Origin of the sequence: Nocardioides bigeumensis (assembly GCF_039531755.1) — a bacterium.
GTDB classification, from domain to species: Bacteria; Actinomycetota; Actinomycetes; order Propionibacteriales; family Nocardioidaceae; genus Nocardioides; species Nocardioides bigeumensis.
Map to the genome: position 1 here is coordinate 21,267 of NZ_BAAAQQ010000014.1, position 26,261 is coordinate 47,527.

Genomic DNA, 26,261 nt, shown 5'->3' on the forward strand with positions numbered 1-26,261 from the left:
TTTCGTCTTGTGTCAGCGCGCGTACGGTCCGGTGGTCCAGCAGCGAGGAAGGTGGTCATCAAGCCAACCGGAACCCGAGAAAGCAGGTCAGATCATGAACATCTTCGACCCCACCGCCGCCATGGTCCTGCTCGTCGTCGTCTCGGTCGTCACCTGCCTCGGGGTGGCCTTGACCGCGGTGACCGTCGGCCGTGACTTCATCGCCAGGCGTCCCGCGCGCACCGCCACCCAGCGCCCCGCCACCTCGTACCCCGCCGGCGTCGCCGCCGCACACTGATCTCCACACTTCCGACTGGGCCCGGGTCATCGACCCGGGCCCAGTCGCATCTCGTCGCATTTCCCGGGGTCGCGCACTAGGTTGCGCACGTGTCGCAGGACCGGGTCGTCGCCAAGCTCCAGGCCCTGGTGCGCATCGCGACCGTCTCCGACCGCGATCCGGCGCAGGTCGACCGGGCGGCGTTCGACGACCTGCTCGCCGAGCTCGAGCGCCAGTTCCCGCTCCTTCACGACCGCCTCGAGCTGACCCGCGTCGCGACGCACGGGCTGCTCTTCCACTGGTCCGGACGCGCCCAGGAGCGGCCCGTCGTCCTCATGGGCCACCTCGACGTCGTCCCGGTCGACGACACGGCCCCCTGGCGACACCCCGCCTTCGGCGGCGACATCGTCGACGGCGAGCTCTGGGGCCGCGGCACGCTCGACGACAAGGGCTGCGTCGTGGGCATCTGCGAGGCCGTCGAGCGGCTGCTCGAGCAGGACTTCACGCCGGCGCAGGACGTGTGGCTCTCCTTCGGGTGCGACGAGGAAGTCTCAGGAGGAGCGGCCCGCATGGCGGTCGAGGAGCTCGAGCGACGCGGCGTCCGCCCCTGGTTCGTGCTCGACGAAGGTGGCGCTGTCGCCCACGGCGCCTTCCCTGGCGTCAAGCCGCCGGTCGCCGTCATCGGGGTCACCGAGAAGGGCGTCACCTCGCTGCTGCTCACGGCGCAGGGCCGCGGCGGGCACGCCTCGACGCCGGCCCGCAACGGGCCGACCGCGCGGATCGCCCGCGCGATCAACCGGCTGGAGAAGGCGCCGTTCCCCTCGAGCCTGCCCGCGCCGACCCGCGAGCTGATGACCCGGCTCGCGCCGCACGCGCCTGTGGCGCTCCGCCCGCTGATGGGCAACGCCGAGCGCTTGGCCCCGCTGCTGACCCGGGCGCTCGTCGCCGCCGGCCCCGAGTCGGCTGCGATGACCCGTACGACGCTGGCCGCCACGACCCTGTCCGGCTCACCGGCACTCAACGTGATCGCCTCGCGCGCCACCGCCGGCCTCAACCTCCGGATCCTGGTCGGCGACTCCGTCGACGGCGTGATCGCCCACGTGCGCAAGACGATCCGTGACAAGACCATCGACATCGAGGTGGTCGAGGCCAACGAGCCGAGCCCGCTGTCGCCCTACGACGGCGACGAGGCGTTCGACCTCCTCGCCGCCACCATCGCGGCCGACTTCCCGGACGCGGTCGTGTCGCCCTACGTGATGATGGCCGCCACCGACTCGCGGTTCTTCACCGGGATCTGCGAGCGGGTCTACCGGTTCGCGCCGTTCCGGATGAGCAAGGCCCAGCGCGAGGCGATCCACTCCTACGACGAGCGCATCGGCGTCGACGACTTCGTCGCAGGCGTGGACTGGTACCAGCACCTGATCGAGGGTCTCGACCACCGAACGGAGCCCGCGTGAGCACACCCACGACGCAGGTCAGGCCCGTGCACGGCCTCGTCGCCGTCGTCGGCTTCCTCGTCATGGTCGAGGTCGCCAGCGGCGTCCTGCAGGGCTACTACACGCCGATCTACCCGCAGATCGCCGACCATCTCTCGATCCCCGAGGGCGACGTCAACTGGTTCGAGGCCGCCCAGCTGATCGTCTCGGCGCTGTGCATCCCGATCCTGGCGCGACTGGGCGACCTCATCGGGCACAAGAAGGTCCTGCTGCTCTCGACGGCGGTCACCGCGTTGGGCTCGTGGATCCTGGCGTTCGCGCCGTCCTTCACGACGTTCCTGATCGGCTGGGCGGTCCAAGGTGCGTACGTCGTGTGGCTGCCGCTCGAGATCGCGATCATCCACCGGCGTACCCGCGACTCCGGCCGCCAGGAGCTCCTCACCCGCCGGGGAGCTGCCGTGCTGGTCGGGGCCCTCGAGCTAGCGGTCATCATCGGCGCCCTGACCAGCGGCCTGCTCGTCGACACCACGGGCATGAACGTCATCCTCGCGCTCCCCGCGATCGTGGTGACGGCGGTCTTCTTCGTCGTCCTGTTCGGCATCGAGGACGCTCGCGGCGAGTCGACCGGAGGCATCGACTGGGCGGGCCTCGGCCTGGTGACACTGGCGATCGGGCTCGTGATGGCCGGCATGGTGCTGATCCGTGTCGACGGCCCCGACAGCCTCGTCGCCTGGCTCGTCGTGCTGGTGGGGCTCGCGGCGTTCGTGCCGTTCGTGCGCTACGAGCTCGGCCTCGCCGAGCCGATCGTGGACGTTCGACTGCTCGCGAAGCCGGCTCAGTGGCCGGTCCAGCTCACGGCCTTCCTCTTCGGCATCCCCGTGCTGGGCGGGCAGATCCCGTTGTCGACGTACGCCCAGGCCGACCCGGACGTGCGGGGCTACGGGCTGGGAGCGGACTCGGCCTTCATCTCCACGCTGATCGGGGTCTACGTCATCACCCTCGCGATCGGCGCCTTCACGCTCCCGCTCACGTCGCGATGGCTGGGCGTACGCCGGGCCCTGGTCGTGGCGTGTGCACTGGTGGGACTGGGCTACCTCCTGTGGCTGCCCTTCCACGACACGACGCTGCAGGCGCTGCTCAACATGGGCATCGCGGGGTTGGGCTCGGGGGCGCTCGTGGCCGCCCTCCCCGCGGCCGCGGCTGCTGCCGCCCCGCCCGACCGCACCGGCATCGCGACCGGCATGACCAACGGCACCAAGACCCTCGGCGGGGCGATCGCGTCAGCCATCTTCGCGATCGCCCTGGCGGCCACCGGCTCGCTCGACGCGGCCGGCGAGCAGGTCGCTCCCCTGTCGGGCTACCTCACCGTCTGGGCGGTGTGCTCGGGTGCCGGGTTCCTCGCAGCGCTGGCGCTGCTCGCCGCGCCGAAGCACGCGTTCTCCGACCGTCCGCTCGAGGTGGGCTGACCCACCAGGGCGCGGCCGACGTACGGTGGAGGCATGGCCGAGAAGTCACCGGCTCCCGACCGGCAGCCCCCGCGAGACCCGCGCACGGGCAAGTCCGCGGCGTACCAGCGAATGCAGCAGCAGGCGAAGTGGGTCGAGCTGCAGGTGCAGCAGGCCCAGCAACGCGGCGACTTCGACGACCTCCCCGGGTTCGGCAAGCCGCTGGAGGACCTGGGCACGCAGCACGACCCGGACTGGTGGGTGAAGAAGCTCGTCGAGCGTGAGCAGATCACCGGCGTGCTGCCCCCGGCGCTGCAGCTGCGCACCGATGACGCGCAGCTGGACGGCAAGCTGGACCGCGTCACCACCGAGCGAGAGGTGCGTGCCGAGCTCGACGACTTCAACGACCGCGTCCGCAAGGCCCGGATCCAGCCACTTGGTGGTCCGCCGATGATCACCAAGGAGCGCGACGTGGACGCCGAGGTCGAGCGCTGGAAGGGGCGCCGGGCCGCACGGCACGAGGCTCAGCGGGCCGCGGTCGCCCAGCGTGAGACCCACGAGAGGGCCAGACGGCGCCGGCGGTTCCGCAAGGGCTGAGGCTTAGGTCATACCGCTCGGCAGCCGTACGACGGTACGTTCCGCCGCATGCGATCCGCCAAGGACTTCTTCCGTCCGCTCGCCGTCGGGGCTCCCGAGCCGCTGCGCGAGATCCCCGCGAGGCCGAGCCGCGCGATCCACTTCTTCGACCCGAGCAACGAGAAGATGGCGGCCAAGGTGCCCCAGCTCGTCGGCAAGGTCGACGTCTTGCTGGGCAACCTCGAGGACGCCGTCAAGGCGGACCGCAAGGAGGCCGCGCGCGCTGGTCTCGTCGAGATCGCGAAGGCCAACGAGTTCGGGCCCACCCAGCTGTGGACCCGCGTCAACTCCCTCGACAGCCCCTGGGTGCTCGACGACCTGACCACCCTGGTGTCCGAGATCGGCGACAAGCTCGACGTCATCATGGTCCCGAAGGTCGAGGGCGCCGACGACATCCACTACGTCGACCGGCTGCTCGCCCAGCTCGAGGCGAAGGCAGGTCTCGACCGGCCGCTCCTGGTGCACGCGATCCTCGAGACCGCGCGCGGCGTGGCCAACGTCGAGGAGATCTGCGGCGCCAGCCCGCGCATGCAGGGGCTCTCCCTCGGGCCCGCCGACCTCGCCGCCGACCGGCGCATGAAGACGACCCGGGTGGGCGGCGGTCACCCCGGCTACCTCGTCCGCGAGGACCCGGTGCGCGACTCCGACGGCTCCGACCAGCAGCGGTCGACGTACCAGCAGGACCTGTGGCACTACACGATCGCGCGGATGGTCGACGCGTGCGCGATGCACGGCATGTACCCCTACTACGGGCCGTTCGGCGACATCGCCGACACGCTCGCGTGCGAGGACCAGTTCCGCAACGCCTTCCTGCTCGGGTGTGTGGGCGCGTGGTCCCTGCACCCGTCGCAGATCGAGATCGCCCGCAAGGTCTTCTCCCCGAGCGTCGAGGACGTCGCGCACGCACGCCGCGTCGTCGCCGCCATGGGTGACGGCACCGGCGCGGTGATGCTCGACGGCAAGATGGAGGACGACGCCTCGCTGAAGCAGTGCCTCGTGATGGTCCGGCTCGCCGAGGAGCTCGCAGCGATCGACCCCGAGCTCAAGGCCGCCTACGCCGAGGTCCCGGACGGGATCGACGCGTGACCGCCGAGGACCCAGGGCTCCGCCCACGTCGGTCGGTGCTCTATCTCCCTGCATCCAACGAGCGCGCGCTGGAGAAGGCCAAGACCTTGCCGGCCGACGCGCTGATCCTCGATCTCGAGGACGCGGTCGCCCCCGACGCCAAGCCGGCCGCCCGAGAGGCCGCCTGTGCGGCCGCCCGCTCGGGCGACTACGGCGACCGCGAGCTGACGATCCGGATCAACGCGGCCGGCACCCAGTGGCACGACGACGACCTCGCGGCGGTCAGCGCGGCGGGTCCGGACGCGATCGTCGTGCCGAAGGTCGACTCGGCCGACGCCGTGCGCGCCCTCGTGGCGGCCATGGAGGCGCTCGGCGCACCGGAGCACACCAAGCTCTGGGCGATGGTCGAGACGCCGCGCGCGATGCTGCACGCCGAGGAGATCGGCGCCGCCTCCGAGCGGCTGACGGTGTTCGTGATGGGCACCAACGACCTGGCCAAGGAGCTGTTCGCCGAGCACGTCCCGGGTCGGGCACCGCTGCTCACCGGTCTCTCGCTGGCGCTGCTGGCGGCGCGAGCCACCGGCACGGCCATCCTCGATGGGGTCTTCAACGATGTGAAGGACACCGAGGGCTTTCTCGCCGAGTGCCGCCAGGGACGCGAGCTCGGCTTCGACGGCAAGACCCTCATCCACCCCGGCCAGGTGGAGGCCGCCAACCGGGCGTTCGCCCCGAGCGAGGCCGCCGTCGCCGACGCGCGCGGGATCGTCGAGGCCTGGGAGGCGGGGCGCGGTGCCGGAGTGGTGACCTACAACGGACGCATGGTCGAGCGCCTGCACGTGGACACCGCCGAGCGCACGCTCGCGCTGCACGAGGCGATCAGCTCGCGTTCGTGAACACGCGGCGGACGGGGGCAGCTCCGCTCCGCTGTGACAACATCGCGGCGTGACCTCCGAGGTGACCCGCAGCGGCCCGTCGACCCAGGCCGTCGACCGGGGGGCCGTGGTGCGGCTGCTGCTCTCGAGCTCGCTGATGCTCTTCCTGGAGCTCGCGCTGATCCGCTGGCTGGGCGCCAACGTCGTCCACCTCAGCTACTTCTCCAACTTCGTGCTCCTGGGGTCCTTCCTCGGCATCGGCGCGGGCTTCCTGATCAGCCGGAAGTCCTGGTCCATCTGGCCGGTGTCGCTCCCTTTGCTGACCGCGCTCGTCGTCGGCGTGCTGCAGTTCCCCGTGACGATCGAGCGCCAGGGCTCCGACGTCATCTACTTCACGTCTCTCGCCGTCAGCGGTCCGCCCGCTTGGTTGGCGCTGCCCGTGGTGTTCCTCATCGTCGCTGTCGTCCTGGCCGGGCCGGCCGAGCTCGTCGGCCAGTGCTTCGGACGTCTCGTCCCGCTGACGGCGTACCGCTACGACCTCATCGGCTCGCTGACCGGCATCACCGCGTTCAGCCTGCTGAGCTTCTTGCGGGCCCCCTCGGTCGTCTGGGGCGTCGTCGCCTGTCTCCTCTACGTCGCGCTCTGGCGCGGCATCCGCGGAAAGGCCGTGGCCGCGGTGTGCTCGGCCATCGTGGTCGGCATGCTCCTCGTCGAGTCGGTCGCGGCCGGCGTCAGCTGGTCGCCGTACTACAAGATCCAGACCGAGGACGTGGACCAGCCTGACAACGGCTTCCTCCTGATCAAGGCCAACGGGGTCCCGCACCAGCTGATGGCGCCGGCCGAGTGGAAGATGAACCTCGGAGAGCAGATCTACCAGACGCCGTACCTCCGGACGCCGACGAACCGGCTGGAGGACGTGCTCATCGTGGGCGCGGGCTCAGGCTCCGACGTGGCCATCGCGCTGAGCAAGGGCGCGGGGCACGTCGACGCTGTCGACATCGACCCCCGCATCCTCGAGATCGGAGAGGAGAAGAACCTCGACAGGCCGTACCAGAGCGAGCAGGTGACCGAGCACGCCAACGACGGGCGGGCCTTCCTCCAGGGACTCGGCGACAAGGAGTACGACCTCATCCTCTTCGCGCTGCCGGACTCACTGACGTTGGTGAGCGGCGCGTCCCAGATCCGGCTCGAGTCGTTCCTCTTCACCGAGGAGGCCATGCGGTCCGTCCGCGATCACCTCAAGCCCGACGGCGCGTTCGCGATGTACAACTACTACCGCGAGACCTGGCTGATAGACCGGCTGGCCGGCACCGCCGCCGACGTCTTCGGACACCCGCCCTGCGTGGACACCTTCGCCGGCGCGCAGGCGGTCATCACCGTCGCTGTGGTCGAGCAGTTCCAGACGTGCGAGACGGTGTGGTCGCCGACGGGCGACGTCATCGAGCCCGCCACCGACGACGCGCCGTTCCTCTACTTCAAGGGCGACTCGTTCCCACCCCTCTACATCGTGACCCTGCTCGGCATCCTCTTCGCTTCTTTTCTCGCGGTGCGAGTCCTGGGCGGACCGATCAGCCAGATGCGGCCGTACGCCGACCTCTTCTTCATGGGCGCGGCGTTCCTGCTGCTGGAGACCAAGAACGTCGCGACCTTCGCCCTGCTCTTCGGCACGACCTGGTTCGTCAACGCACTGGTCTTCGCGGGCGTCCTGGTCGTGGTGCTGGCGGCGGTCGAGACGACCAGGCGGTTCCGAACTCCACCGCTGCCGGTGGTGTTCGCAGCGATCGCGGCGTCGTTGGCCTTTGCGTGGTTGGTCAAGCCCGGCTGGCTGCTGTACCTGCCGTTCTGGCCGCGGCTGCTGGCGGCAACCCTCGTCGCCTTCCTGCCGATCTACCTCGCCAACGTCGCCTTCGCCAAGAGGTTCGCCGAGTCCTCTGACTCGCAGTCGGCGTTCGCGATCAACCTGCTCGGCGCGATCGTCGGCGGCTGCCTGGAGTACGCCGCGCTGCTCACCGGCTACAACAACCTGCTGCTGGTGACGGGACTGCTCTACCTGGTGGCCTTCCTGCTCGTGCCGAAGACCGGCCTGCGCACCGCCTGACCCAGCTGCTCCACCAGTTCATCGCGGTCCTCGTGGCCGGCCCGGGCCTCGCCTGGTCGGTCCCGCAGCCTGGGCCTACACCGACATGGGCTGGCGGATCGAGTCGTCGGCGCCCGCCCGGGCTCGATACCTGACCACGAAAGGCACCTTCTGGCGCGACCTGGATGGTGCTTCTCGTGGTCAAGTAGCGAGAGGGACTTCACCAACGGATGAGCTCACCGACCCGGCCCGCGCGGATGAGCCGAGCGTCCAGCGACTCCTGAGCCCGCCACCACGGCGGCTGCCTCAACGTCCAGCGGCGCGGTACCTCGAGGACGCGAGCCCGCGACCTCGCCGCGTGGATCCGTCGCGCGACCATGTCCCTGTCGCGGAGGTCTCCACCGACGACGGTGAAGTACTCGAGTCCGTGCTCGCGGTACCGCTGCTCGCGCTCGACGTCCTTGCGGTGCCGGTCCCGGTCCTTGTGATCCACGCCGTCGTACTCACCGACGACGCCCAGGCAAGGGTCGAGGAGGTCAGGAATGCCCAGCAGGTTGCCCCTGAGGTCGAAGACCGGCTGGTTGACGACGGGGTACGGCAGTCCCGAATCCAGGATCCAGACAAGCTTCAGCCGCGTCTCCTGCGGTGAGCGACTGTCGTCGCCGGCGAGCGTGAGGGCCTCGCGGACGAGGGGGATCCCTTCCCAGCCTTGTCGGTGAGAGGTGTACAGCGTCATCAGCCAGGACGACGTCAGCCCTGCCGCTGCGGCCATCTCCATCGCGACGACCGCGGAGCGGAGGTCGCTGAATCGCATCTCATCGAACAACGCACGCTGGACCGTCGCGCACCTGATGCCGGCGACGATCTCCTGCTCCTGCGCCCCGATCTTGTGGCGGCGCCAATCGGCACCCTTGGGATAGCGGCCCGTCAGACGGATGAGCGGCACCTCCCGCTGTCGCCCACCTGCGGTCAGCCCGTCGAAGTACCGAGCCCCATGCCAGCGCAGCACGGCCCAACCGGTGACCACGCCACCACGCTCGACCTTGACCGCCTGCTCGAGGATCCGTTGCTCGACGCAAGTGGGAGCCGCCCTCGCGTCGACGTACCAACCGTGTCCGGTCGACCGCCACTTGCGGCTGCGCGCTTGGCTGCGGGTCGGCCCCGCGACCCCTGCCGGATCGAGCCGGACCGGACGGATCAGACCGACGGGCCGCTCACACCTCGGCTGCCACAGAAGTTCGTGCACGAACGCAGGCTGCGACGCGCGCCGTCCTTGCGACGTCCGCAGCGGCCGTCCCTGTGGACGGGTGGCGCATGAGGCCGGCTGTGGACACCTGGTGGGCCGGGATACCTGACCACGAAAAGCGCAATCCTCAGTCGATCGGAAGGTGCCTTTCGTGGTCAGGTAACTCCAAGGGCGGGACTACTCCGCCATCGGGATGCGGACGCCGCGAGCCTCGGCGACCTCGGCGGCGCTGTCGTAGCCCGCGTCGACGTGGCGGATGATGCCCATGCCCGGATCGTTGGTGAGGACTCGCTCGATCTTCTGGGCGGCGAGGTCGGTGCCGTCGGCGACGCAGACCTGGCCGGCGTGGATGGAGCGGCCCATGCCGACGCCGCCGCCGTGGTGGATGGAGACCCAGGTCGCCCCGGATGCGGTGTTGACCAGCGCGTTGAGCAGCGCCCAGTCGGCGATGGCGTCGGAGCCGTCGAGCATGGCCTCGGTCTCGCGGTACGGCGACGCGACCGACCCGCAGTCGAGGTGGTCGCGCCCGATCACGACCGGCGCCTTCAGCTCGCCCGACGCGACCATCTCGTTGAACCGCAGCCCGGCGAGATGACGCTCGCCATAGCCGAGCCAGCAGATCCGCGCCGGCAGCCCCTGGAAGTGCACGCGCTCCCCCGCCATCGTGATCCACTTGCGCAGCCGCTCGTTGTCGGGGAACAGCTCGAGGATCGCCCGGTCCGTCGCGGCGATGTCGGCCGGGTCTCCCGAGAGCGCGGCCCACCGGAACGGGCCCTTGCCCTCGCAGAAGAGCAGCCGGATGTACGCCGGCACGAAGCCCGGGAACTCGAAAGCCCTGTCGTAGCCGCCCTTCCTGGCCTCGTCGCGGATCGAGTTGCCGTAGTCGAAGACCTCCGCGCCGGCGTCCTGCAGCTCGACCATCGCGCGCACGTGCCCGGCCATCGACTCCCGCGCGCGCTTGGTGAAGCCGGCCGGGTCCTCAGTGCGCTCGCGCTCCCAGTCGTCGAAGGAGACGCCGGTCGGCAGATAGAACAACGGGTCGTGCGCCGAGGTCTGGTCGGTGACGATGTCGATGGGCGCGCCCATCTCCAACAGCCGCGGCAGCAGCTCGGCGGCGTTGCCGAGCACCCCGATCGAGAGCGGCCGGCGCTCGTCCCGAGCGGCGGTCGCGCGAGCGACCGCGTCGGACAGCGACGAGGCCTGCTCGTCGAGGTAGCGGTGCTCGATGCGCCGGGTGATCCGTGACTGGTCGACCTCGATGCAGATCGCGACGCCGGCGTTCATGGTGACCGCGAGCGGCTGCGCGCCGCCCATGCCACCGAGCCCGGCGGTGACCGTGATCGTCCCGGCGAGCGTGCCCGAGAACCTCTTGTCGGCCACCGCCGCGAACGTCTCGAAGGTGCCCTGCAGGATCCCTTGCGTCCCGATGTAGATCCACGACCCGGCCGTCATCTGGCCGTACATCGTCAGACCGAGGTCCTCGAGCCGCCGAAACTCCTCCCAGTTGGCCCAGTCGCCCACGAGGTTGGAGTTGGCGATGAGCACCCGCGGCGCCCACTCGTGCGTGCGCATCACGCCGACCGGCTTGCCGGACTGCACGAGCATCGTCTCGTCGTCCTTCAGCGTGCGCAGCGTGCGGACCAGCGCGTCGTACGACTCCCAGTTGCGCGCCGCCTTGCCGGTGCCGCCGTACACCACCAGGTCCTCGGGGCGCTCGGCGTTCTCGGGGTCGAGGTTGTTCATCAGCATCCGCAGCGGAGCCTCGGTCTGCCACGACAGCGCGGACAGCTCGGTGCCGTGGGCGGCATGGATCGGCAGCCGGGGGTTGGTGGTGCGGGTCATGACAGGTCTCCGATCACGGACTCGACGGCGCGTACGACGGCGCCGGACTGGACGAGCGAGACGGCCGTCTCGATCTCGGGCGAGAGGTGGCGGTCGGGGCCGGGACCTTCGATGCCGGACGAGCGCAGCAACGTGACCACCGCGCCGGTCGCGGGCGAAGGTTGCAGCGGTGCCCGGAAGTCGAGGGCCCGCGCGGCGGTCAGCACCTCGATCGCCAGGACACGAGAGAGTCCGTCGACCGACCGCCGCAGCTTGCGCGCCGCCGACCAGCCCATCGACACGTGGTCCTCCTGCATCGCCGACGACGGGATCGAGTCGACCGAAGCCGGCACCGCGAGCCGCTTCATCTCCGACACGATCGCGGCCTGCGTGTACTGCGCGATCATGTGCCCGCTGTCGACACCCGGGTCGGACGCGAGGAAGGGCGGCAGCCCGTGCGAGCGCGCCTTGTCGAGGAAGCGGTCGGTACGCCGTTCGCTGATCGAGGCCACGTCGGCGGCGGCGATCGCGAGGAAGTCGAGCACGTAGGCGACCGGCGCCCCGTGGAAGTTGCCGTTGGACTCGACGCGTCCCTCTTCCGGAAGCACCACCGGGTTGTCGATGGCCGACGCGAGCTCGCGCGACGCCACGAGGGCGGCGTGCGCGACGGTGTCGCGGGCTGCGCCGTGCACCTGCGGCGAGCAGCGCAGGGAGTAGGCGTCCTGGACGCGGTTGCAGTCGGGACCGCGGTGGGACGCGACGACACCGGAGTCACGCAGCAGCGCGACCAGGTTGGCCGCCGACGCGGCCTGGCCGGGATGCGGCCGCAGCGCCTGCAGCTCGGGGGCGAAGACCCGGTCGGTCGCGAGCTGGCCCTCGACCGACATGGCGGCCGCGACGTCCGCCGTGCGCAGGAGCATGTCCAGGTCGGCCAGCGCCAGCACCAGCATCCCCAGCATGCCGTCGGTGCCGTTGATGAGAGCGAGGCCTTCCTTGGCGCCGAGCTCGACCGGCTCGAGCCCGGCGGCGGCCAGGGCCTCCGCCGCGGGCATCAAGCTCCCCGTCGCGTCGCGGACCTGACCCTCCCCCATCAGCGCGAGCGCGCAGTGCGACAGCGGCGCGAGGTCGCCGGAGCAGCCGAGCGAGCCGTGCTCGTGCACCACCGGAGTGATCCCGGCCGACAGCAGGCCGGCGATCAGCTTCGCCGTCTCGGGCCGGATGCCGGTGTGCCCGGTCGCCAGGGTCGAGAGACGCAGCAGCATCAGGCCGCGCACGACCTCGCGCTCGACCTCGGGTCCGGAGCCCGCCGCGTGCGACCGCACCAGCGAGCGCTGCAGCCGCGCCCGCATCTCCGTCGGGATGTGCCGGGTCGCCAGGGCGCCGAACCCGGTGGAGATGCCGTACGCCGGCGTCGGCGCCGCCGCGAGCTCCTCGACGACGGTCCGAGCGCGCGCCATCGCCGCGACGGACTCCTCGGTCAGCGCGACGGCCGCGCCCTCGCGGGCCACGGCCACGACCTCCTCGGGGGTCACCGGCGCGATGCCGATCATCACCGTCGTGCCAGGGGCAGCCGTCGTCGTCATGGCTCCATCGAACTCCCGCCGACCCGCTACTGCCATCCACCGCGCAGTCAAAGCTGTCTCGAATCCGAGACTCCGAACTACGTCACTTCGCGTATTCCGGTGGCGATCCGACCGTCCTACTCTCGGAGGATCGAGAAGGCCTTTGAAGGTCTGGGGAGGGAGGGGCGGTGACAGACCTGACGCTCTCCGCACGCGAGCAGACGGCGATGCGCACCCTGCTGGCGGCGGAGCCGGTCGCCGGGTCACCTGTCCCCGATCGCGGCTTCCTCGAGAGCTTGGCGCTGTTGGTCCCCGGCGACGCGCTCGGGGCCGTCGTCGCGAGGAACGACGGCGAGATCATCGACTTCCGCGAAGCACCGGGGGGTTATTACGGCCGCTTCCGCAACGGCGACGAGCACGGCAGCGACCCGTTCTTCGTCGGCGTCATGCACTGGTCGAGGAAGCCCAAGCAGGCGGCGTACTGCAACGCCATGCTGCCCGGGCACGTCGACAGCCTCTCCATCGGTTTCCGCTCCGGGGCCGACGCGGTGGCGCAGGTCTTCTGGGACCGGCAGCGACAGCCGTTCAGTGACCGCGACCTGGCGATGCTCGACGTGCTCATGCCCGTGCTCCAGCGACATCTCCGCCAGGCCCACACACCGCACCTGCCGAAGTCGTTGAGCGTCCAGGAACGACGCGTCATGATGCGGGTCGCCCACGGGCTCTCCAACGCGGAGGTCGCCGCCTCGCTGTTCTTGTCGCCGGGCACCGTGAGCAAGCACCTGGAGAACAGCTATCGCAAGCTCGGTGTGACCAACAGGCTGGCAGCGGTCCGGGTGTTCGAGGGTCGCGACCTGGTGGCCGGGCACGTCGACCGTGGCGCCAGGGTCGCCCGGGTCGCCGCGCTCGACTGACGCCGCTGCTGGACCAGACCACTCGCGGCGCGCTGAACCTGGCCGCCGCCCGGCGCCTCGTCATGGGTAGAGGCGGAACAGCACCGACAACGGCCGAGACAGGCCTCTGACCAGGAGATCCGATGCGACGCGACGACCGCGTGGAGTACGAGCTGGTGTTCCGCTCGTCGTACGCCTCGGTGCTGCGCACGGCCTTCCTGGTGCTGCACGACAAGGGCCGCGCCGAGGAGGTCACCCAAGAGGCGTTCCTGAGGCTCTACGAGCGCTGGCGCAAGGCGATCCGCTACGACCACCCGGTCGCGTGGGTACGCACCGTCGCCGTGCGCGAGGCGATCCGCAGGGCAGAGCGGGAGCGGCGCCAGATGGTGATGGAGCTCGTCGACGACAGGGGAGCCGACGATCGACACCGCGACCTGGACCTCCTCGACGCGGTCGCCGCACTCCCGCCGCGACAACGGGCGGCGGTGGCCCTCTACTACCTGGAGGACAGACCCATCGACGAGATCGCCGTGCTCATGGAGGTCTCGTCCTCGACGGTCAAGCAACATCTCTTCCAGGCCCGTAACCGTCTCGGCGTCGCGCTGCTCGAGGGGGTGAGCGGCGATGGTGAGTGACCACCACCTTCGTGCGGCACTCTCGGCCAGAGTCGAGAGCCTCGATCCACGGGTCGAGGCCGAGCTCGAGGGGGTCCTGCGACGCGCGAAGCGACGCATGTGGGTACGACGAACGGCCTGTGCCTTCGGGGCTGCGGCCGCGTCGGTGGCGGCTGTCCTCGTGACCACGTACGGACTGCGGTCGACCGAGGGGGCACCGGAGCCCGTGGACGACGTGCCAACGAGCGCCAGCACCCTCGTGCCCGAACGTGGGCAGTTCCTCGACCCTGCCCCGATCGATCCGGGGCGCTACCTGGTGGCGTTCCAAGGTTCCGGAGGCGCTTACCTCGAGGTGGACGTCCCCACAGGCTGGAGCCAGGACGACGACATGGTCCTGACCACTGGTGTCGGCAACGCCCCCGGCACGCTTCGCATCGAGCTCAGCGGAGACGTCCAGCGGGTGTCCGAAGATCCATGCAAGGGCGGACCTCTGAAGGTTGGTCGGGGCGCTGCGGAGACCGCCGCCGCGTTCGCAGAGATGAGAAGGCTCGCGACCGGACCACCACGAGCGGCGAGCGTCGGCGGCTACGACGGGCACCTCGTCCGCCTGGAAGTCCCCACCGGCATCGACCTGGCGAGCTGCGACGGCGGGTGGCTCTCGATCTACCGCAATGCCAGTTGGGAGAAGGGCTACTCCGAGGGCGGCTGGACGGACCTCATCTGGACCGTCGACGTCGCCGGCAGGACGCTCATGATCGACGCCTGCTTCGGCCCTGCCGCCACCGAGGGGCAGGTCGACGAGCTCGTCCACATGGTCGAGACCGCCTCCATAGTCACGCCGTAACGGGCAGCGGCGACATCCCCCACCGCACCACCTCAGGTGCGTCCGACGGTCGGGCGCGCCCTGAAAGGAGTCCTGTCATGCCTGCACGTACCCATGCCCGAGCCCTCGCGGCCACGGCGCTCCTCGCGGCACCACTGCCCGTGGTCGCCCTCACCAGCTCGCCCGCGGACGCGGGCGACGGCCCGCTCGCGTCGTCGGTCGCCCTCGACTGGCAACGCACCGCACTGAAGGTCATGTCGGTCGACACGACGCCGGCTCCCGGGCCGCCCGTGATGGCGATGTACCTCTCCTTCACCTCGCTCGCCGTGCACGACGCCGCTCGTGAGGCTCAGCGGTACGGGACGCACGCGGCCGCAGCCGCGGTCGCCACGGCGGCCCACGACGTGCTGTGGGCGTACTTCCCCGGCGGGGCAGCCCGCAGCCGGATCGACGCCCAGCTCTCCGACTCGCTCGCCGAGGTGCCGGACGGGAAGAAGGAGGACGCCGGAGTCGAGATCGGCGCCGCGGCCGCTGACCGGATGATCGCCTCACGCGTCGGCGACGGTCGCTTCGACTCGTCGGTCGTCTACTCGAAGACGCCGGCGGCGGGCATCTGGCAGCCGCCGGCCACCGGCATGGCGCTGGCGTGGTTCGCGTTCCTCAGGCCGGTCGTCGACGTGCCGACCGTCCAGCTCGACGGACCCGACCCGCTCGGGAGCCCCGAGTACACCACCGACTACAACGAGGTGAAGCGCATCGGGTCGGCCACCGCCCTGCCTGCCGACCGGTCGCCGGAGCAGACGACGATCTCGCGGTTCATGAACGGCACGCCCAGCGTGAGCGTCGTCGTGATGTACCGCGAAGCCCTGATCCGGCACCTGCAGGCCGAGCCGATGGGGCTGATCCCCACGACGCGGCTCTTCGCCCGGCTCGACGCGGCCACCGTCGAGGCATTCAGGCAGACCTGGCGACTGAAGTACGACATCGGCTTCTGGCGGCCCTTCCAGGCCATCGCCGGCGCCGCCACCGACGGCAACGACGACACCGAGCCTCAGGACAACTGGACGCCGCTGATCCCGAACCCGGCGTACTCCGACTACACCAGCGGGCACGCGGCCGTCACGGCGCCGTTCGCCGAGATCCTGCGGCACACGCTGGGAGAGGACACCGAGCTGGAGCTGCGGCTCGCGGGCTTCGACGACCGCACCTACGCCGACCTGTCCGCGCTGGAGCACGACGCGTTCATGGCCAGGATCTGGGGCGGGCTGCACTTCCGTGACGCGATGGACGACGGCTACCTCCTCGGTCACACGGTCGCCCACGAGGTGATGAGCGAGATCAAGTAGTCACTCACGATCGGCGGCCCGTTCTCTCGCAGGAGGGCGGGCCGCTGGCCGTCGGGGTATCAGTCCGACCAGCTCCGCCGGCTGTGATCTCGATGCGGCTGGCCCGACTTGGCCTCCCGCTGCGGCGGGCGCGCGGCGGACCCGGTCGTCGTGGAGCAGCGGGGCACGCTGTCGATGGACTCGTCCTCCACGCGTGGTTTGTCGCGACCCGCGCCGGCGCCACGCGGGTGAGGTAGCGCACCTGGGGATTGTCGCGGCCGCGTCGCGACGTGGCCACCCGTGCGGGTGGTGTCCGCACCCGTGAGGCGTTCCTATGGTCGAGGTACCGGGTGGCAGCCGCCCCCGGCGCAGGGAGGGAAGCCCATGACCAGCAGCGTTCTGATCGTCCTCGTGCTCCTCGTGCTGGCCGCGCTCGCCGTGGTCGCGATCGTGGTGGCCAAGAGCACCAAGCAGCGCGAGGCTGCCCGCACCGAGGCGCAGGAGCTTCGCAGCGACCCGGTCGCCAGCGGCGCCGGCGTCCATGACGCGTCACTCGAAGCCGAGCGGGCCGCGCAGGAGGCCGAGCGCCTCCGCCGCGAGGCCGCTGAAGCCGAGCAGCGGGCCGCCGAAGCCGAGCAGGGCGTCACCGTCGAGCAGGCACGCCAGGAGGACCTGCTCCGCCAGGCCGACGAGCGCGACCCGGACGTGAAGACCCGCACCGACGACTACGACCCCACTCCGCCGGTCGCCGGACCGGCCGCGCCGCCGCAGCACGACGAGGCGCCTCCGACCCCGCGCACCTGACGCCTACGATCGCGGCATGAGCCAGGTGCCCGCGGCGTCGAAGACGCTGCGGGTGCTGCGGTACCTCGCCAGCCAGACCGATCCGGTGCCGTTGGAGCGGATCGCGCGCGCCTGTGGCCTGCCACGCTCGACGGCGTACCACCTGATCGCGACGATGATCGAGGAAGGCTTCGTCACCCACCTGCCCGAGGAGAAGCGCTACGGGCTCGGGATCGCGGCCTTCGAGGTGGGCAGCGGGTACGCCCGCCAGGAGCCCTTGCAGCGCATCGCTCGACGACCGTTGGTCGCCCTCGTCGACCGCACCGGGCAGAGTGCGCACCTCGCGGTGCTGCACGGCCGCGACGTCCTCTACGTGCTCGAGGAGAGAGCGCCTCGCCGGCCGCCATTGGTGACCGACGTCGGCGTCCGGCTCCCGGCGGCGCTGACCGCGAGCGGTCGCGCGATCCTCGCGGCCCTGCCGTCGGCGCAGGTGCGCGCGCTCTTCCCCGACCGCGAGGCGTTCGTGCAGCGACACGACCGCGGGCCCACGACGCTGTCGGGACTGCGCACGCTGCTGACGGAGACGAGACAACGCGGGTTCGCGACCGAGGACGGCGAGGTGACACCCGGCTTCGCCAGCGTCGCCGTGCCCGTGCTCGACCACAACGGTCATCCCGTCGCTGGTGTCGCCTCGACCTTCCCGAGCGAGTCGTTGGACGAGGCCGGCATCGCGGGGACCGCGACCGCGGTCCGTGAGACGGCGAACGCGCTCACCAGGAGGATCAGCGGGCACAGGTGACCCGCGACATGGTGGGCCGTGCCGTCGACCCACGATCGATCGCGTCGCGCCTGGGCGAACAGAACCGTGCCGACAGGCGTCATAGTCGTCGACAAGCTGTAGCCAGACCTGAGAGCGGAGCCCCGATGCGTCCCACCCTCGCCCCTCTGGGCGCACTGCTCCTCGCAGCGGCGCTCGCCGCCGTGGTCCCCAGCCCCGCGGCCACCGCGGGGCTGGCCCAGTCGATCGCGTCGGCGGCGAAGCCATCGGTCAAGACGGTCACCCGCACGTACGGCGCCGGCCCGGTCCGACCGGACCACGGGGGCCAGGTCCTCGAGATCCGTTTCAAGGGCAAGCAGGGCGACCGCGTCATGGTGACCCGGCCGGCACCCGGCAACGACGTCGACGTCTGGAACGGCGACGCCGAGCTCACCGGTCAGCGTGGCACGGTGGCCCGCGAACGACGGCCATGGTGGCGGCTGCCCCGGGACGGCTGGTACACGTTCCGACTCGAGATGACCTACGGCAAGCAGGTCCCCGCCCAGCTGACCAAGCTCCGGTTCGTCGACATCGAGCGCGACGCGCCCGAGCGTCTGCTGCCGGCCAAGCGCGGCTACGTCTGGGCCGCCGGTTTCGAGGTCCCGAAGTCGGGACTCCTCTCGGGAACCGTGCTGAGCAGCGGCGACCACCTCCTGGTGCGGCCCGACAAGCCCGCGCTCTTGTGGGCGGACCGCTACACCCTGTTGCTCGGCGACGACATGCCCGCCACCCTCGGCAGCCCGTCCGGCTACCCGCGCTCCCGCGCACAGCACGCCGGGGCGGTGATGCGGCTCCTCACCACCGGAGGAGTCGCGTCGGCCGTCACGCCCACCCGCGTGGCCGGCGTACTCGACGGCGCGCCCGTCCCCGTCGACACCTCGGCAGCGCATGCGGTCGAGATCGTCCTCGACGGCACCGCAGGGCAGTGGTTCAGCACCTCAGAGGGGTCGGCGAGCGGATACGCGACGATCCTCCAGGGACCTGACGGCAAGTACGTCGACCCGACGCCGCGCCGGGACCTCTGGCAGCTCACCCAGACCGGACAAAGCCGGCTGCTCCTGTTCCCGATCCAAGGCGAGGAGTCGGCCCCGCTGCAGCTCTCGTCCGTCGCGGTGGGGCCGGCGCTCGTGCCGGGCGCGGCTCCGACGACAGTGACGGCGGATCCGGCAGGCCGCGGCACGATCCTTCCGGTGAGCGCCACTCTCCCTGGTTACAACACGCTCAAGGCGAGCAACGCCGGCTTCTCCAACGCGAGCTGGTACGCCGTCCTCATGGTCGCCCATGTCGGGGCGTACCCCCATGGCTGCAACGGCTGCGGGGACTACGACTACGTCGGAGTCGACGCCGGTCACCTGGTCAGCAATCCTGGCGCCGGCAGGGCCGTGTACGTGCCGCCGACGAACGGCACCGGTTCCGTCGACCTCCAGCTGCTGGCCCAGCCCTGAGCCCAGACCCCGGCAAACCGTCAAGTTACCAGTTGGTAGTCTCACCAGGACAGGTGCGGGGGACGACGTGACCCCAGGGCCGCCTCTAGGCTCCACCCGTCTGTCGAATCCCCGCTGGAGGAGCTCGCGTTGTCCTGGATCCTGGTCGTCGGCCTTCTGCTCAACGCGATCGCCCTGCCGATCGCCGCGCGGCGGGTGGTGTGGCTCTACCGGCTGATCACCAGCGGCCAGCCCGCACCCGAGCGCGTCGCCAACGTCACCGGCAAGCTCGGCAACGCCCTCAAGAACCAGCTCGTCGAGGTCTTCGGCCAGCGCAAGCTGCTCAAGTGGAGCGTCCCGGGCGCCGCGCACTTCTTCGTCTTCTGGGCGTTCGTCATCCTCGGCAGCGTGTACGTCGAGGCGTACGGCGCGCTCTTCGACCACGACTTCGCCATCCCGCTGATCGGCCACTGGGCGATCCTCGGTTTCGCCCAGGACTTCATCGCCGTGATGGCGCTGCTCGGCCTGATCACGTTCGCCCTGATCCGGTTCAAGAACTCCCCGGAGAGGCTGGGTCGCCGCTCGCGCTTCAAGGGCTCGCACCTGGGTGGCGCGTGGCTGGTCCTCGTCATGATCTTCAACGTCATCTGGACGATGTTCCTCTTCCGCGGCGCGGCGTCCGCGACGGGCAACCTCCCTTATGACAGCGGCGCATTCGTGTCCATCGGGCTCGGCAACCTCTTCGACGGCCTGAGCCACGACACCCTCGAGGTGCTCGAGGGCATCGGCCTCCTGCTGCACATCGGCGTGATGCTGACGTTCCTCATCATCGTGCTCAACAGCAAGCACCTGCACATCTTCGTGGCTCCCCTCAACGTGCTCTTCAAGCGTCAGCCGGTGGCTCTCGGCGCCGCCAAGCCCCTCACGCTGGCCGGCCAGCCGGTGACCCTCGACGAGATCGACGAGCTCGAGGACGACGCGACGTTCGGCATCGGGCGCATCGAGGACTTCAGCTGGAAGGGCATGCTCGACTTCGCGACCTGCACCGAGTGCGGTCGTTGCCAGTCGCAGTGCCCCGCGTGGAACACCGAGAAGCCCCTGTCCCCCAAGCTGCTCATCATGGGCCTGCGCGACCACGCGTTCGCCAAGGCGCCGTACATCCTGGCCGGCGAGAGCGGCCGCGACGGCGTACCCGCCACGGCCCTGGCCGAGGCGGAGCGCCCCCTGGTCGGCGAGACCGAGGGCGAGGCGTGGCATCCCACGGGCGGCGGCATCATCGACCCCGACGTGCTCTGGTCGTGCGTGACCTGCGGCGCGTGCGTCGAGCAGTGCCCCGTCGACATCGAGCACGTCGACCACATCGTCGACATGCGCCGCTACCAGGTGCTCGTGGAGTCGTCGTTCCCTGCCGAGCTCAACCAGCTCTTCAAGGGGCTGGAGACCAAGGGCAACCCGTGGAACATGGCGCCCTCCGCGCGCATGGACTGGGCCAAGGGTCTCGAGTTCGACGTCCCCGTGGTCGGCGAGGACATCGAGTCGCTCGAGTCGGTGGACTGGCTCTTCTGGATCGGCTGTGCCGGCGCCTACGAGGACCGGGCCAAGAAGACCGCCCGCGCTGTCGCCGAGCTGCTCAACATCGCGGGGGTGTCCTTCGGCGTGCTCGGCCAGGGCGAGACCTGCACCGGCGACTCGGCGCGACGCGCTGGCAACGAGTTCGTCTTCCAAGGTCTGGCCCAGCAGAACATCGAGACGTTCAAGGAGTTCAAGGTCAAGAAGGTCGTCTCGACCTGCGCGCACTGCTTCAACACGCTGAAGAACGAGTACAAGCAGTTCGGCATCGAGCTCGAGGTGGTGCACCACACGCAGCTGCTGAACCGCCTCGTGCGCGAAGGCCGACTGACGCCGGTGGCCGAGGGCGCAGGCGCGGCGAAGCGTTCCATCACCTACCACGACCCGTGCTACATCGGCCGTCACAACCAGGTGTACGAGCCCCCGCGCGAGCTCCTCCAGGTGCTGCCCGGCGCCCAGCTCGTCGAGATGGAGCGCAACTCCGAACGCTCCTTCTGCTGCGGCGCCGGCGGCGCCCGCATGTGGATGGAGGAGACGATCGGCTCGCGGATCAACGTCAACCGCACGACCGAGGCCGTCGGCACCGGCGCCGACCAGATCGCCGTCGGCTGCCCGTTCTGCCGGGTGATGCTCTCCGACGGGCTCACCGCGCTGCAGGCCCAGGGCGCGGCGCGCGAGGAGGTCGAGGTCCTCGACGTCGCCCAGATGCTGTTGGCGTCTGTCAAGGGCGAGTCGGCGAGGCGGGCGCCCACTGGTGCCACGGCCGCCCCCGCTGCGGACACGGCCGTCGAGCTCAAGGCCGAGCCGGAGCCCGGCGACGTCACCCAGACCGAGGACACCGTCACCGCGACCGAGGACGTCGGCCCTGCCGCCGCGGCATCGACGGGCGCGTCCCTCTTCGACACCCCCGCACCTGCGGCGCAGGAGGCGCCGGCTGAGGCGAAGCCGGCGACGTCCGGTTCCCTCTTCGACACTCCGGCTCCGGCACCCGCAGAGGAGAAGCCGGCCGCACCGGCGCCATCGGGATCGCTCTTCGACGTCGCCCCGACCGCGCCCCCGGCGGAGCAGCCCCAGGCCGCTGAGGAGCTCGCCGCACCCGCGTCCACCGGGCTCTTCGACGTCGCCCCGACAGAGCCGAAGCCTTCGCCCGAGCCCGCGGCGAAGGCTTCAGAGCCCGCGAAGGTCACCGATGGCCCGCCGTCCCTCTTCGACGTCGAGCCGGCCGCCGCGCCCGACCCCGAGACGATCCTGGACGCCGACGACGCCGAGCCCGAGACGCCGACCGCCGCGGCTCAGCCTGCCCCGCCGACCCAGGCGACCCAGCCGCGTGGCCTCTTCGACGTCGACGAGCCGGTGAGCGAGCCGGCCGCCGCACCAGCGGACGAGCCGACCGACGAGCCTGCGGGGTCGGACGAGGCACCGGCTGACGAACCGACCGAGCCCAAGACCGACGTCGACGTCAACGCGCCCCGCTCGCTGTTCGACATCTGACGGCACAGCCCGTTGCCTGACGGGCAATCTCGACCTGGCCGGGAGAAGCTCGGGGTCCGCCGGGGGCCGCGCTGTCACACCCCGGTGTGCGGGGCCGCCCGGCGGACGAAGCTCGCCACGGCCCTCCCGGTGGGTCGTGTCAAGCTCTGGTGAGCACCCCAGATCGGCACGACGATGGCACGCGTGGCGGTCGGGGGGTCACCACCAGCAATCAGCGTGATACATCCGGCGGCTCCTCGCAGAGGAACGCGCCAGATATCGACCTATGGACGGCGTACGACGTCATCGCGAGCCTCACCTGACATCATGAAGAGGGCAGATTGACGTCAGATGACATCACAGGATGCTTGACATGACGTCACTGTGATGTCAGAGTGATGCGCATGGACATCACTCCCTACGTCGACAGCCTCCGGCGGGACCTCGTGGCCGCGGCGGAGAGCGGCGGCGACGACATCCGCGCAGCCGCCGAGCGGTTGAGCTACGCGCTCGACGCCGCCGCGCGGCTCGCGTTCATGGAGGTCGTGTCGCAGGCCGCCGCGGAGATCACCGCCGAGCTGCCGGCGGGCAGCATCGACGTGCGGCTCAACGGCCGCGAGCTCGACTTCGTCGTGCAGGCGCCGACGCAGCTCGCCCCGCCCGCGCCGCCGCCCCCGCCGCTGCCGCCCGGCGGCGAGGGCGAGGACGGCGACGACAGCCTCGCCCGGGTGACGCTCCGGATCCCCGAGTCGGTCAAGGTCAGGGCCGAGGCCAAGGCGGCCGACGCCGGCCAGAGCCTCAACACCTGGTTGGTGAACGTCGTCCGTGCCGCCACCAACGACCACGCCATCAACGTCGACATCGACCTGTCGAGCCTGAAGTTCCTCGAGAACTTCGACCCCTTCGGGGGCAAGGGCAAGCCCGGCACCAAGCGGATGACCGGCTGGCTCTAGCAGCCACACCCCGCAAGCACCCTCAAACCCACCCCGGGGACCAGCGCCAGGCTGGTCCCACGGACGAACACACCCTGGAGGCACCCATGTCCACCACCAACGACCAGATCCTCGAGCGACAGTTCGAGGCCCACGGCCCCCTGTCCCTCTACGTCGAGAACAACTCCGGACTCGTCCACGTCAACGCCCACGACACCACCGAGGCGAGCGTGACCGTGACCGGTCGCGACGCCGAGCACGTCACCGTCACCTACGACGACGGGAGGCTCAGCGTGGTCGCCCCCAAGCAGCGCACGGGCTTCTTCGGCGGCTCGTCCAGCCTCGACATGACCATCACCGTCCCGACCCGCAGCGAGCTGATGATCAAGTCCGGCTCGGCCGACGTCGTGGTCGACGGCACCTGCGGCGCCACCCAGGTCAAGTCCGGCTCCGGCGAGGTGACCGTCGGCGAGATCGACGGCCCCGCGCAGCTCGAGACCGGCTCGGGTGACATCGGGGTGCAGCACGTCCACGGCGAGCTGCGCTGCAAGAGCGGCTCCGGCGACGTCGACGTACGCCGTGCCGACTCCGCCGTCGCGGTCAGCACAGGGTCCGGCGACGTCCGCCTCGGCTCGGCCAACGGACCGGCCGTGGTGAAGACGGGCTCCGGCGACCTTCGCGTCGTCGAGGCGGCCGGCGACGTGTCGATGGCGACCGGTTCCGGAGACGTCCGCATCGAGACCGCCCGCAAGGGTCGCTTCTCGGTCAAGGGCGCCTCCAGCGACGTCGAGATCGGCATCCCGGCCGGCATCCCCGTCTGGACCGACATCAACACCTTGAGCGGACACATCCGCTCCGACCTCGCGGGTGCCGGCAAGCCGGAGGAAGGCGCCGACTACATCGAGGTGCGGGCCAAGACCGTGTCCGGCGACATCACCCTGACCCAGATCTGATCCCACCGGATCGACAGACCACCCACCCGAAGGAGCACCACCATGAACACGACGGGGAACACCATGACCGAGGTCGAGCTCATCGCCCGCCAGCACATCGCCGAGCGCGCCCACCTCGGCTCCCCCGGGCCGCAGCTGCCCCGGCGCCGGCACGCCGGCCGGATCCGCGTCGCCGCCACGCTGCGCAAGGTCGCCGACCGCCTCGACGACTGACCCCCGTCCTGACACCCACCACCCCGACCACTGTCCCGAGGGAGGCGCACGTGCCGGTGCGCCTCCCTCGTCGTCGTCCTGGTCACTCTCGAATCTCTGTCGCGCGACCGATGTGAGGCCGTCCCCGATCACCTACGGTCGGTCCCGTGAAGTCCCGGTTCGCCCTCCGGCCGCCCTTGGTCGACGTCGTCATCGCTCTCGCGTTCGTGGCGATGACCGTCGCCGAGGGCCTCTTCAGCCCGCTCGTGACCGACCCGACCCGCCACCTCCTGGTCGCCGGCACGGCCATGGCGGCGCTCGCCTGGCGCCGGCTCTATCCAGTCCCGGTGGCCGTCGTCGTCGTCACCGGCAACATCGTCATCAACCCGCAGGGTGAGTTCACGCTGCTGCTCTCGCTGGTGCTGGTCTGCTTCACCGTCGGCTACGAGGCGAAGCCCCCGATGCACTACGCCGGCCTGGCGCTGGTCACCGTGCCGTTCATCCTCGTCTCGATCCAGGAGCGGCTCGAGCCGAGCGACCTGGCCGCGGCCTGCGTCTTCTTCGTCGGCCCGTGGCTGGTGGGCAACGTGCTGCGCAGCAGGGTCGCCAGCGCCGACGAAGCGGTGGCTCGTGCGGCGCGGCTCGAGCGCGAGGCGGAGCTCGAGGCCGCCACCGCGCGCGCCGAGGAGCGCACCCGCATCGCCCGCGAGCTGCACGACATCGTGTCCCACTCGATCAGCGTGGTGACCATCCAGACCCAGGCGGTACGCCGTCGTCTCGGCCCCGACAACGCCCGCGAGGCCGCCGACCTGGCCGCCGTCGAGGCCACCGCCCGCGAGGCGCTCGCCGAGATGCGCCGGCTCTTCGGCGTCCTGCGCGACGAGGGCGGCAACTCCCCCGGCCTCGCGCCGCAACCCGGTCTCTCCGAGCTCGAGCGGCTCGTGCGCAACGTCAACGGCGGCGACCTTCGGGCCAGGCTCGAGGTGGAGGGCGAGCCGGTGCCGCTCAGCCCCGGCGTCGACCTGGCGGCGTACCGCATCGCCCAGGAGGGCCTCACCAACGCCGTGCGCCACTCGGGTGCGTCGGAGGCGGTCGTCAGGCTGCGCTACTCCCCGCGCCGGCTCGAGATCGAGGTCAGCGACAACGGTCGTGGGCTCAACGGCCGGGCCGCGAGCACCTCGGGCGGGCATGGCCTCGTCGGCATCCGCGAGCGGGTGGCGTTGTACAACGGAACCGTCAGCCTCGAGCCCGGGGCCACAGGGGGAACCAGACTCGCGGCCTCGCTGCCGCTCGCGGAGGAGGCAGTCGGACGATGAACGACCTCATCAGAGTGGTCATCGCGGATGACCAGGGCATGGTGCGCGCCGGCTTCCGCTCGCTGCTCTCCGACGAGGCGGACCTCGAGGTCGTCGGCGAGGCCGCCAACGGCGAGGAGGCCGTCGAGATCGTCACCCGGCTCGCCCCCGACGTCACCCTCATGGACATCCGCATGCCTGTGCTCGACGGCATCGCAGCCACCCGCCAGCTCGTGCAGGGCGGCGTGGACACCAAGGTGCTGGTGCTGACCACCTTCGCCCTCGACGAATACGTCTTCGAGGCCCTGCGCGCCGGTGCGTCCGGCTTCCTGCTGAAGGACGCGCCTGCCGAGGAGCTCGCCGACGCGATCCGCACCATCGCCGCGGGCGACTCGCTCCTCGACCCGGCGGTCACCCGCAGCGTGGTCGACGCGTTCGTACGCCGCGGGGCGACCTCGGCCAGCCCGCGCCGCGACCCCAAGCTCGACCTGCTCACCCCCCGCGAGCTGGAGGTGCTCGGGCTCCTCGCGCGCGGCCGCTCCAACCAGGACATCGCCTCGACGCTCTTCGTGTCCGAGGGCACCACCAAGACCCACGTCAGCAACGTGCTGATGAAGCTCGACCTGCGCGACCGCGTGCAGGCCGTCGTGTTTGCCTACGAGAACGCTGTCGTCGTCGCCGGCGAGACCGACCCGCTCTGACACGGAGAGATCGGTCGCGCGACCGATCCCCGAATCCCTCTCGGGCCAGATCCG

At 70.7% G+C, this 26,261-nt stretch carries 23 protein-coding genes; 20 read left to right on the forward strand and 3 right to left on the reverse strand.

Features of this window, described 5'->3' with window-relative positions:
• Positions 1 to 94: 94 nt before the first annotated feature.
• The 7 genes from ABD295_RS19470 to ABD295_RS19500 all read left to right on the forward strand — a co-directional run bounded on the left by ABD295_RS19470 (position 95) and on the right by ABD295_RS19500 (position 7,808).
• Positions 95 to 277: a hypothetical protein gene (locus tag ABD295_RS19470; RefSeq protein WP_344305501.1), complete on the forward strand. Its 183-nt coding sequence runs from the start codon at positions 95 to 97 to the stop codon at positions 275 to 277.
• A gap of 89 nt (positions 278 to 366) precedes the next feature.
• Entirely contained in the window at positions 367 to 1,713 is a 1,347-nt protein-coding gene (locus ABD295_RS19475; protein WP_344305502.1) for a M20/M25/M40 family metallo-hydrolase, read from the forward strand.
• Positions 1,710 to 3,158: an MFS transporter gene (locus ABD295_RS19480; RefSeq protein ID WP_344305503.1), complete on the forward strand. Its 1,449-nt coding sequence runs from the start codon at positions 1,710 to 1,712 to the stop codon at positions 3,156 to 3,158. The genes ABD295_RS19475 and ABD295_RS19480 overlap by 4 nt, the downstream gene beginning before the upstream one ends.
• A gap of 33 nt (positions 3,159 to 3,191) precedes the next feature.
• Positions 3,192 to 3,734, forward strand: coding sequence for a DnaJ family domain-containing protein (locus ABD295_RS19485; RefSeq protein WP_344305505.1), 543 nt, complete (start codon positions 3,192 to 3,194; stop codon positions 3,732 to 3,734).
• A 48-nt stretch (positions 3,735 to 3,782) separates the two neighbouring features.
• Positions 3,783 to 4,859: an HpcH/HpaI aldolase/citrate lyase family protein gene (locus ABD295_RS19490; protein ID WP_344305507.1), complete on the forward strand. Its 1,077-nt coding sequence runs from the start codon at positions 3,783 to 3,785 to the stop codon at positions 4,857 to 4,859.
• Positions 4,856 to 5,731, forward strand: coding sequence for an HpcH/HpaI aldolase/citrate lyase family protein (locus tag ABD295_RS19495; protein ID WP_344305508.1), 876 nt, complete (start codon positions 4,856 to 4,858; stop codon positions 5,729 to 5,731). Before ABD295_RS19490 ends, ABD295_RS19495 begins: the two co-directional genes overlap by 4 nt.
• A gap of 49 nt (positions 5,732 to 5,780) precedes the next feature.
• A complete protein-coding gene (locus tag ABD295_RS19500) occupies positions 5,781 to 7,808 on the forward strand; it encodes a spermine/spermidine synthase domain-containing protein (RefSeq protein ID WP_344305509.1) in 2,028 nt (675 codons plus the stop codon).
• Positions 7,809 to 8,007: 199 nt separating this feature from the next.
• Here ABD295_RS19500 and ABD295_RS19505 read toward each other — a convergent pair whose 3' ends face one another.
• The 3 genes from ABD295_RS19505 to hutH all read right to left on the reverse strand — a co-directional run bounded on the left by ABD295_RS19505 (position 8,008) and on the right by hutH (position 12,437).
• Positions 8,008 to 9,033: a hypothetical protein gene (locus ABD295_RS19505; RefSeq protein ID WP_344305510.1), complete on the reverse strand. Its 1,026-nt coding sequence runs from the start codon at positions 9,031 to 9,033 to the stop codon at positions 8,008 to 8,010.
• Between the two features lie 177 nt (positions 9,034 to 9,210).
• Entirely contained in the window at positions 9,211 to 10,875 is a 1,665-nt protein-coding gene (gene hutU / locus ABD295_RS19510) for a urocanate hydratase (protein ID WP_344305511.1), read from the reverse strand.
• Positions 10,872 to 12,437 carry a histidine ammonia-lyase gene (gene hutH, locus ABD295_RS19515; protein WP_344305512.1) on the reverse strand — a complete coding sequence of 522 codons (1,566 nt, stop codon included), beginning with the start codon at positions 12,435 to 12,437 and terminating at the stop codon, positions 10,872 to 10,874. The genes hutU and hutH overlap by 4 nt, the downstream gene beginning before the upstream one ends.
• 167 nt (positions 12,438 to 12,604) lie before the next feature.
• Here hutH and ABD295_RS19520 point away from each other — a divergent pair, with 167 nt between their 5' ends.
• The 13 genes from ABD295_RS19520 (at position 12,605) to ABD295_RS19580 (ending at position 26,207) form a co-directional block, all read left to right on the forward strand.
• Entirely contained in the window at positions 12,605 to 13,330 is a 726-nt protein-coding gene (locus ABD295_RS19520) for a response regulator transcription factor (protein ID WP_344305513.1), read from the forward strand.
• Positions 13,331 to 13,452: 122 nt separating this feature from the next.
• Positions 13,453 to 13,944, forward strand: coding sequence for an RNA polymerase sigma factor (locus ABD295_RS19525; protein ID WP_344305514.1), 492 nt, complete (start codon positions 13,453 to 13,455; stop codon positions 13,942 to 13,944).
• A gap of 160 nt (positions 13,945 to 14,104) precedes the next feature.
• Positions 14,105 to 14,767 carry a hypothetical protein gene (locus ABD295_RS19530; protein WP_344305515.1) on the forward strand — a complete coding sequence of 221 codons (663 nt, stop codon included), beginning with the start codon at positions 14,105 to 14,107 and terminating at the stop codon, positions 14,765 to 14,767.
• A 77-nt stretch (positions 14,768 to 14,844) separates the two neighbouring features.
• Positions 14,845 to 16,092 (forward strand): vanadium-dependent haloperoxidase, encoded by a 1,248-nt coding sequence (locus ABD295_RS19535; RefSeq protein ID WP_344305516.1) that lies wholly within the window; start codon positions 14,845 to 14,847, stop codon positions 16,090 to 16,092.
• 363 nt (positions 16,093 to 16,455) lie between these two features.
• Positions 16,456 to 16,875: a hypothetical protein gene (locus tag ABD295_RS19540; protein ID WP_344305518.1), complete on the forward strand. Its 420-nt coding sequence runs from the start codon at positions 16,456 to 16,458 to the stop codon at positions 16,873 to 16,875.
• A 16-nt stretch (positions 16,876 to 16,891) separates the two neighbouring features.
• Positions 16,892 to 17,653, forward strand: a complete 762-nt coding sequence (locus ABD295_RS19545) for an IclR family transcriptional regulator (RefSeq protein WP_344305519.1) — start codon at positions 16,892 to 16,894, stop codon at positions 17,651 to 17,653.
• A gap of 125 nt (positions 17,654 to 17,778) precedes the next feature.
• Positions 17,779 to 19,116 carry a hypothetical protein gene (locus tag ABD295_RS19550; protein WP_344305520.1) on the forward strand — a complete coding sequence of 446 codons (1,338 nt, stop codon included), beginning with the start codon at positions 17,779 to 17,781 and terminating at the stop codon, positions 19,114 to 19,116.
• Between the two features lie 129 nt (positions 19,117 to 19,245).
• A complete protein-coding gene (locus tag ABD295_RS19555; RefSeq protein ID WP_344305521.1) occupies positions 19,246 to 22,155 on the forward strand; it encodes a heterodisulfide reductase-related iron-sulfur binding cluster in 2,910 nt (969 codons plus the stop codon).
• A 383-nt stretch (positions 22,156 to 22,538) separates the two neighbouring features.
• Positions 22,539 to 23,087 carry a pilus assembly protein HicB gene (locus tag ABD295_RS19560; RefSeq protein WP_344305522.1) on the forward strand — a complete coding sequence of 183 codons (549 nt, stop codon included), beginning with the start codon at positions 22,539 to 22,541 and terminating at the stop codon, positions 23,085 to 23,087.
• A gap of 86 nt (positions 23,088 to 23,173) precedes the next feature.
• Complete coding sequence (locus ABD295_RS19565) at positions 23,174 to 24,019, forward strand: DUF4097 family beta strand repeat-containing protein (protein ID WP_344305523.1); 846 nt, start codon at positions 23,174 to 23,176, stop codon at positions 24,017 to 24,019.
• A gap of 42 nt (positions 24,020 to 24,061) precedes the next feature.
• Complete coding sequence (locus ABD295_RS19570; RefSeq protein ID WP_344305524.1) at positions 24,062 to 24,232, forward strand: hypothetical protein; 171 nt, start codon at positions 24,062 to 24,064, stop codon at positions 24,230 to 24,232.
• 146 nt (positions 24,233 to 24,378) lie between these two features.
• The gene (locus ABD295_RS19575) at positions 24,379 to 25,527 is read left to right on the forward strand and encodes a sensor histidine kinase (protein ID WP_344305525.1); all 1,149 of its coding nucleotides are present in this window, start codon (positions 24,379 to 24,381) and stop codon (positions 25,525 to 25,527) included.
• Positions 25,524 to 26,207, forward strand: a complete 684-nt coding sequence (locus ABD295_RS19580) for a response regulator (RefSeq protein WP_344305526.1) — start codon at positions 25,524 to 25,526, stop codon at positions 26,205 to 26,207. The genes ABD295_RS19575 and ABD295_RS19580 overlap by 4 nt, the downstream gene beginning before the upstream one ends.
• Positions 26,208 to 26,261: the final 54 nt, after the last annotated feature.

Coding starts and splice junctions, on each gene's coding strand:
- ABD295_RS19470 (WP_344305501.1), top strand. CDS start 95: ATGAACATCTTCGACCCCACCGCCGCCATGGTCCTGCTCGTCGTCGTC.
- ABD295_RS19485 (WP_344305505.1), top strand. CDS start 3,192: ATGGCCGAGAAGTCACCGGCTCCCGACCGGCAGCCCCCGCGAGACCCG.
- ABD295_RS19490 (WP_344305507.1), top strand. CDS start 3,783: ATGCGATCCGCCAAGGACTTCTTCCGTCCGCTCGCCGTCGGGGCTCCC.
- hutU (WP_344305511.1), bottom strand. CDS start 10,875: ATGACCCGCACCACCAACCCCCGGCTGCCGATCCATGCCGCCCACGGC.
- hutH (WP_344305512.1), bottom strand. CDS start 12,437: ATGACGACGACGGCTGCCCCTGGCACGACGGTGATGATCGGCATCGCG.
- ABD295_RS19525 (WP_344305514.1), top strand. CDS start 13,453: ATGCGACGCGACGACCGCGTGGAGTACGAGCTGGTGTTCCGCTCGTCG.
- ABD295_RS19535 (WP_344305516.1), top strand. CDS start 14,845: ATGCCTGCACGTACCCATGCCCGAGCCCTCGCGGCCACGGCGCTCCTC.
- ABD295_RS19540 (WP_344305518.1), top strand. CDS start 16,456: ATGACCAGCAGCGTTCTGATCGTCCTCGTGCTCCTCGTGCTGGCCGCG.
- ABD295_RS19545 (WP_344305519.1), top strand. CDS start 16,892: ATGAGCCAGGTGCCCGCGGCGTCGAAGACGCTGCGGGTGCTGCGGTAC.
- ABD295_RS19550 (WP_344305520.1), top strand. CDS start 17,779: ATGCGTCCCACCCTCGCCCCTCTGGGCGCACTGCTCCTCGCAGCGGCG.
- ABD295_RS19560 (WP_344305522.1), top strand. CDS start 22,539: ATGGACATCACTCCCTACGTCGACAGCCTCCGGCGGGACCTCGTGGCC.
- ABD295_RS19565 (WP_344305523.1), top strand. CDS start 23,174: ATGTCCACCACCAACGACCAGATCCTCGAGCGACAGTTCGAGGCCCAC.
- ABD295_RS19570 (WP_344305524.1), top strand. CDS start 24,062: ATGAACACGACGGGGAACACCATGACCGAGGTCGAGCTCATCGCCCGC.
- ABD295_RS19580 (WP_344305526.1), top strand. CDS start 25,524: ATGAACGACCTCATCAGAGTGGTCATCGCGGATGACCAGGGCATGGTG.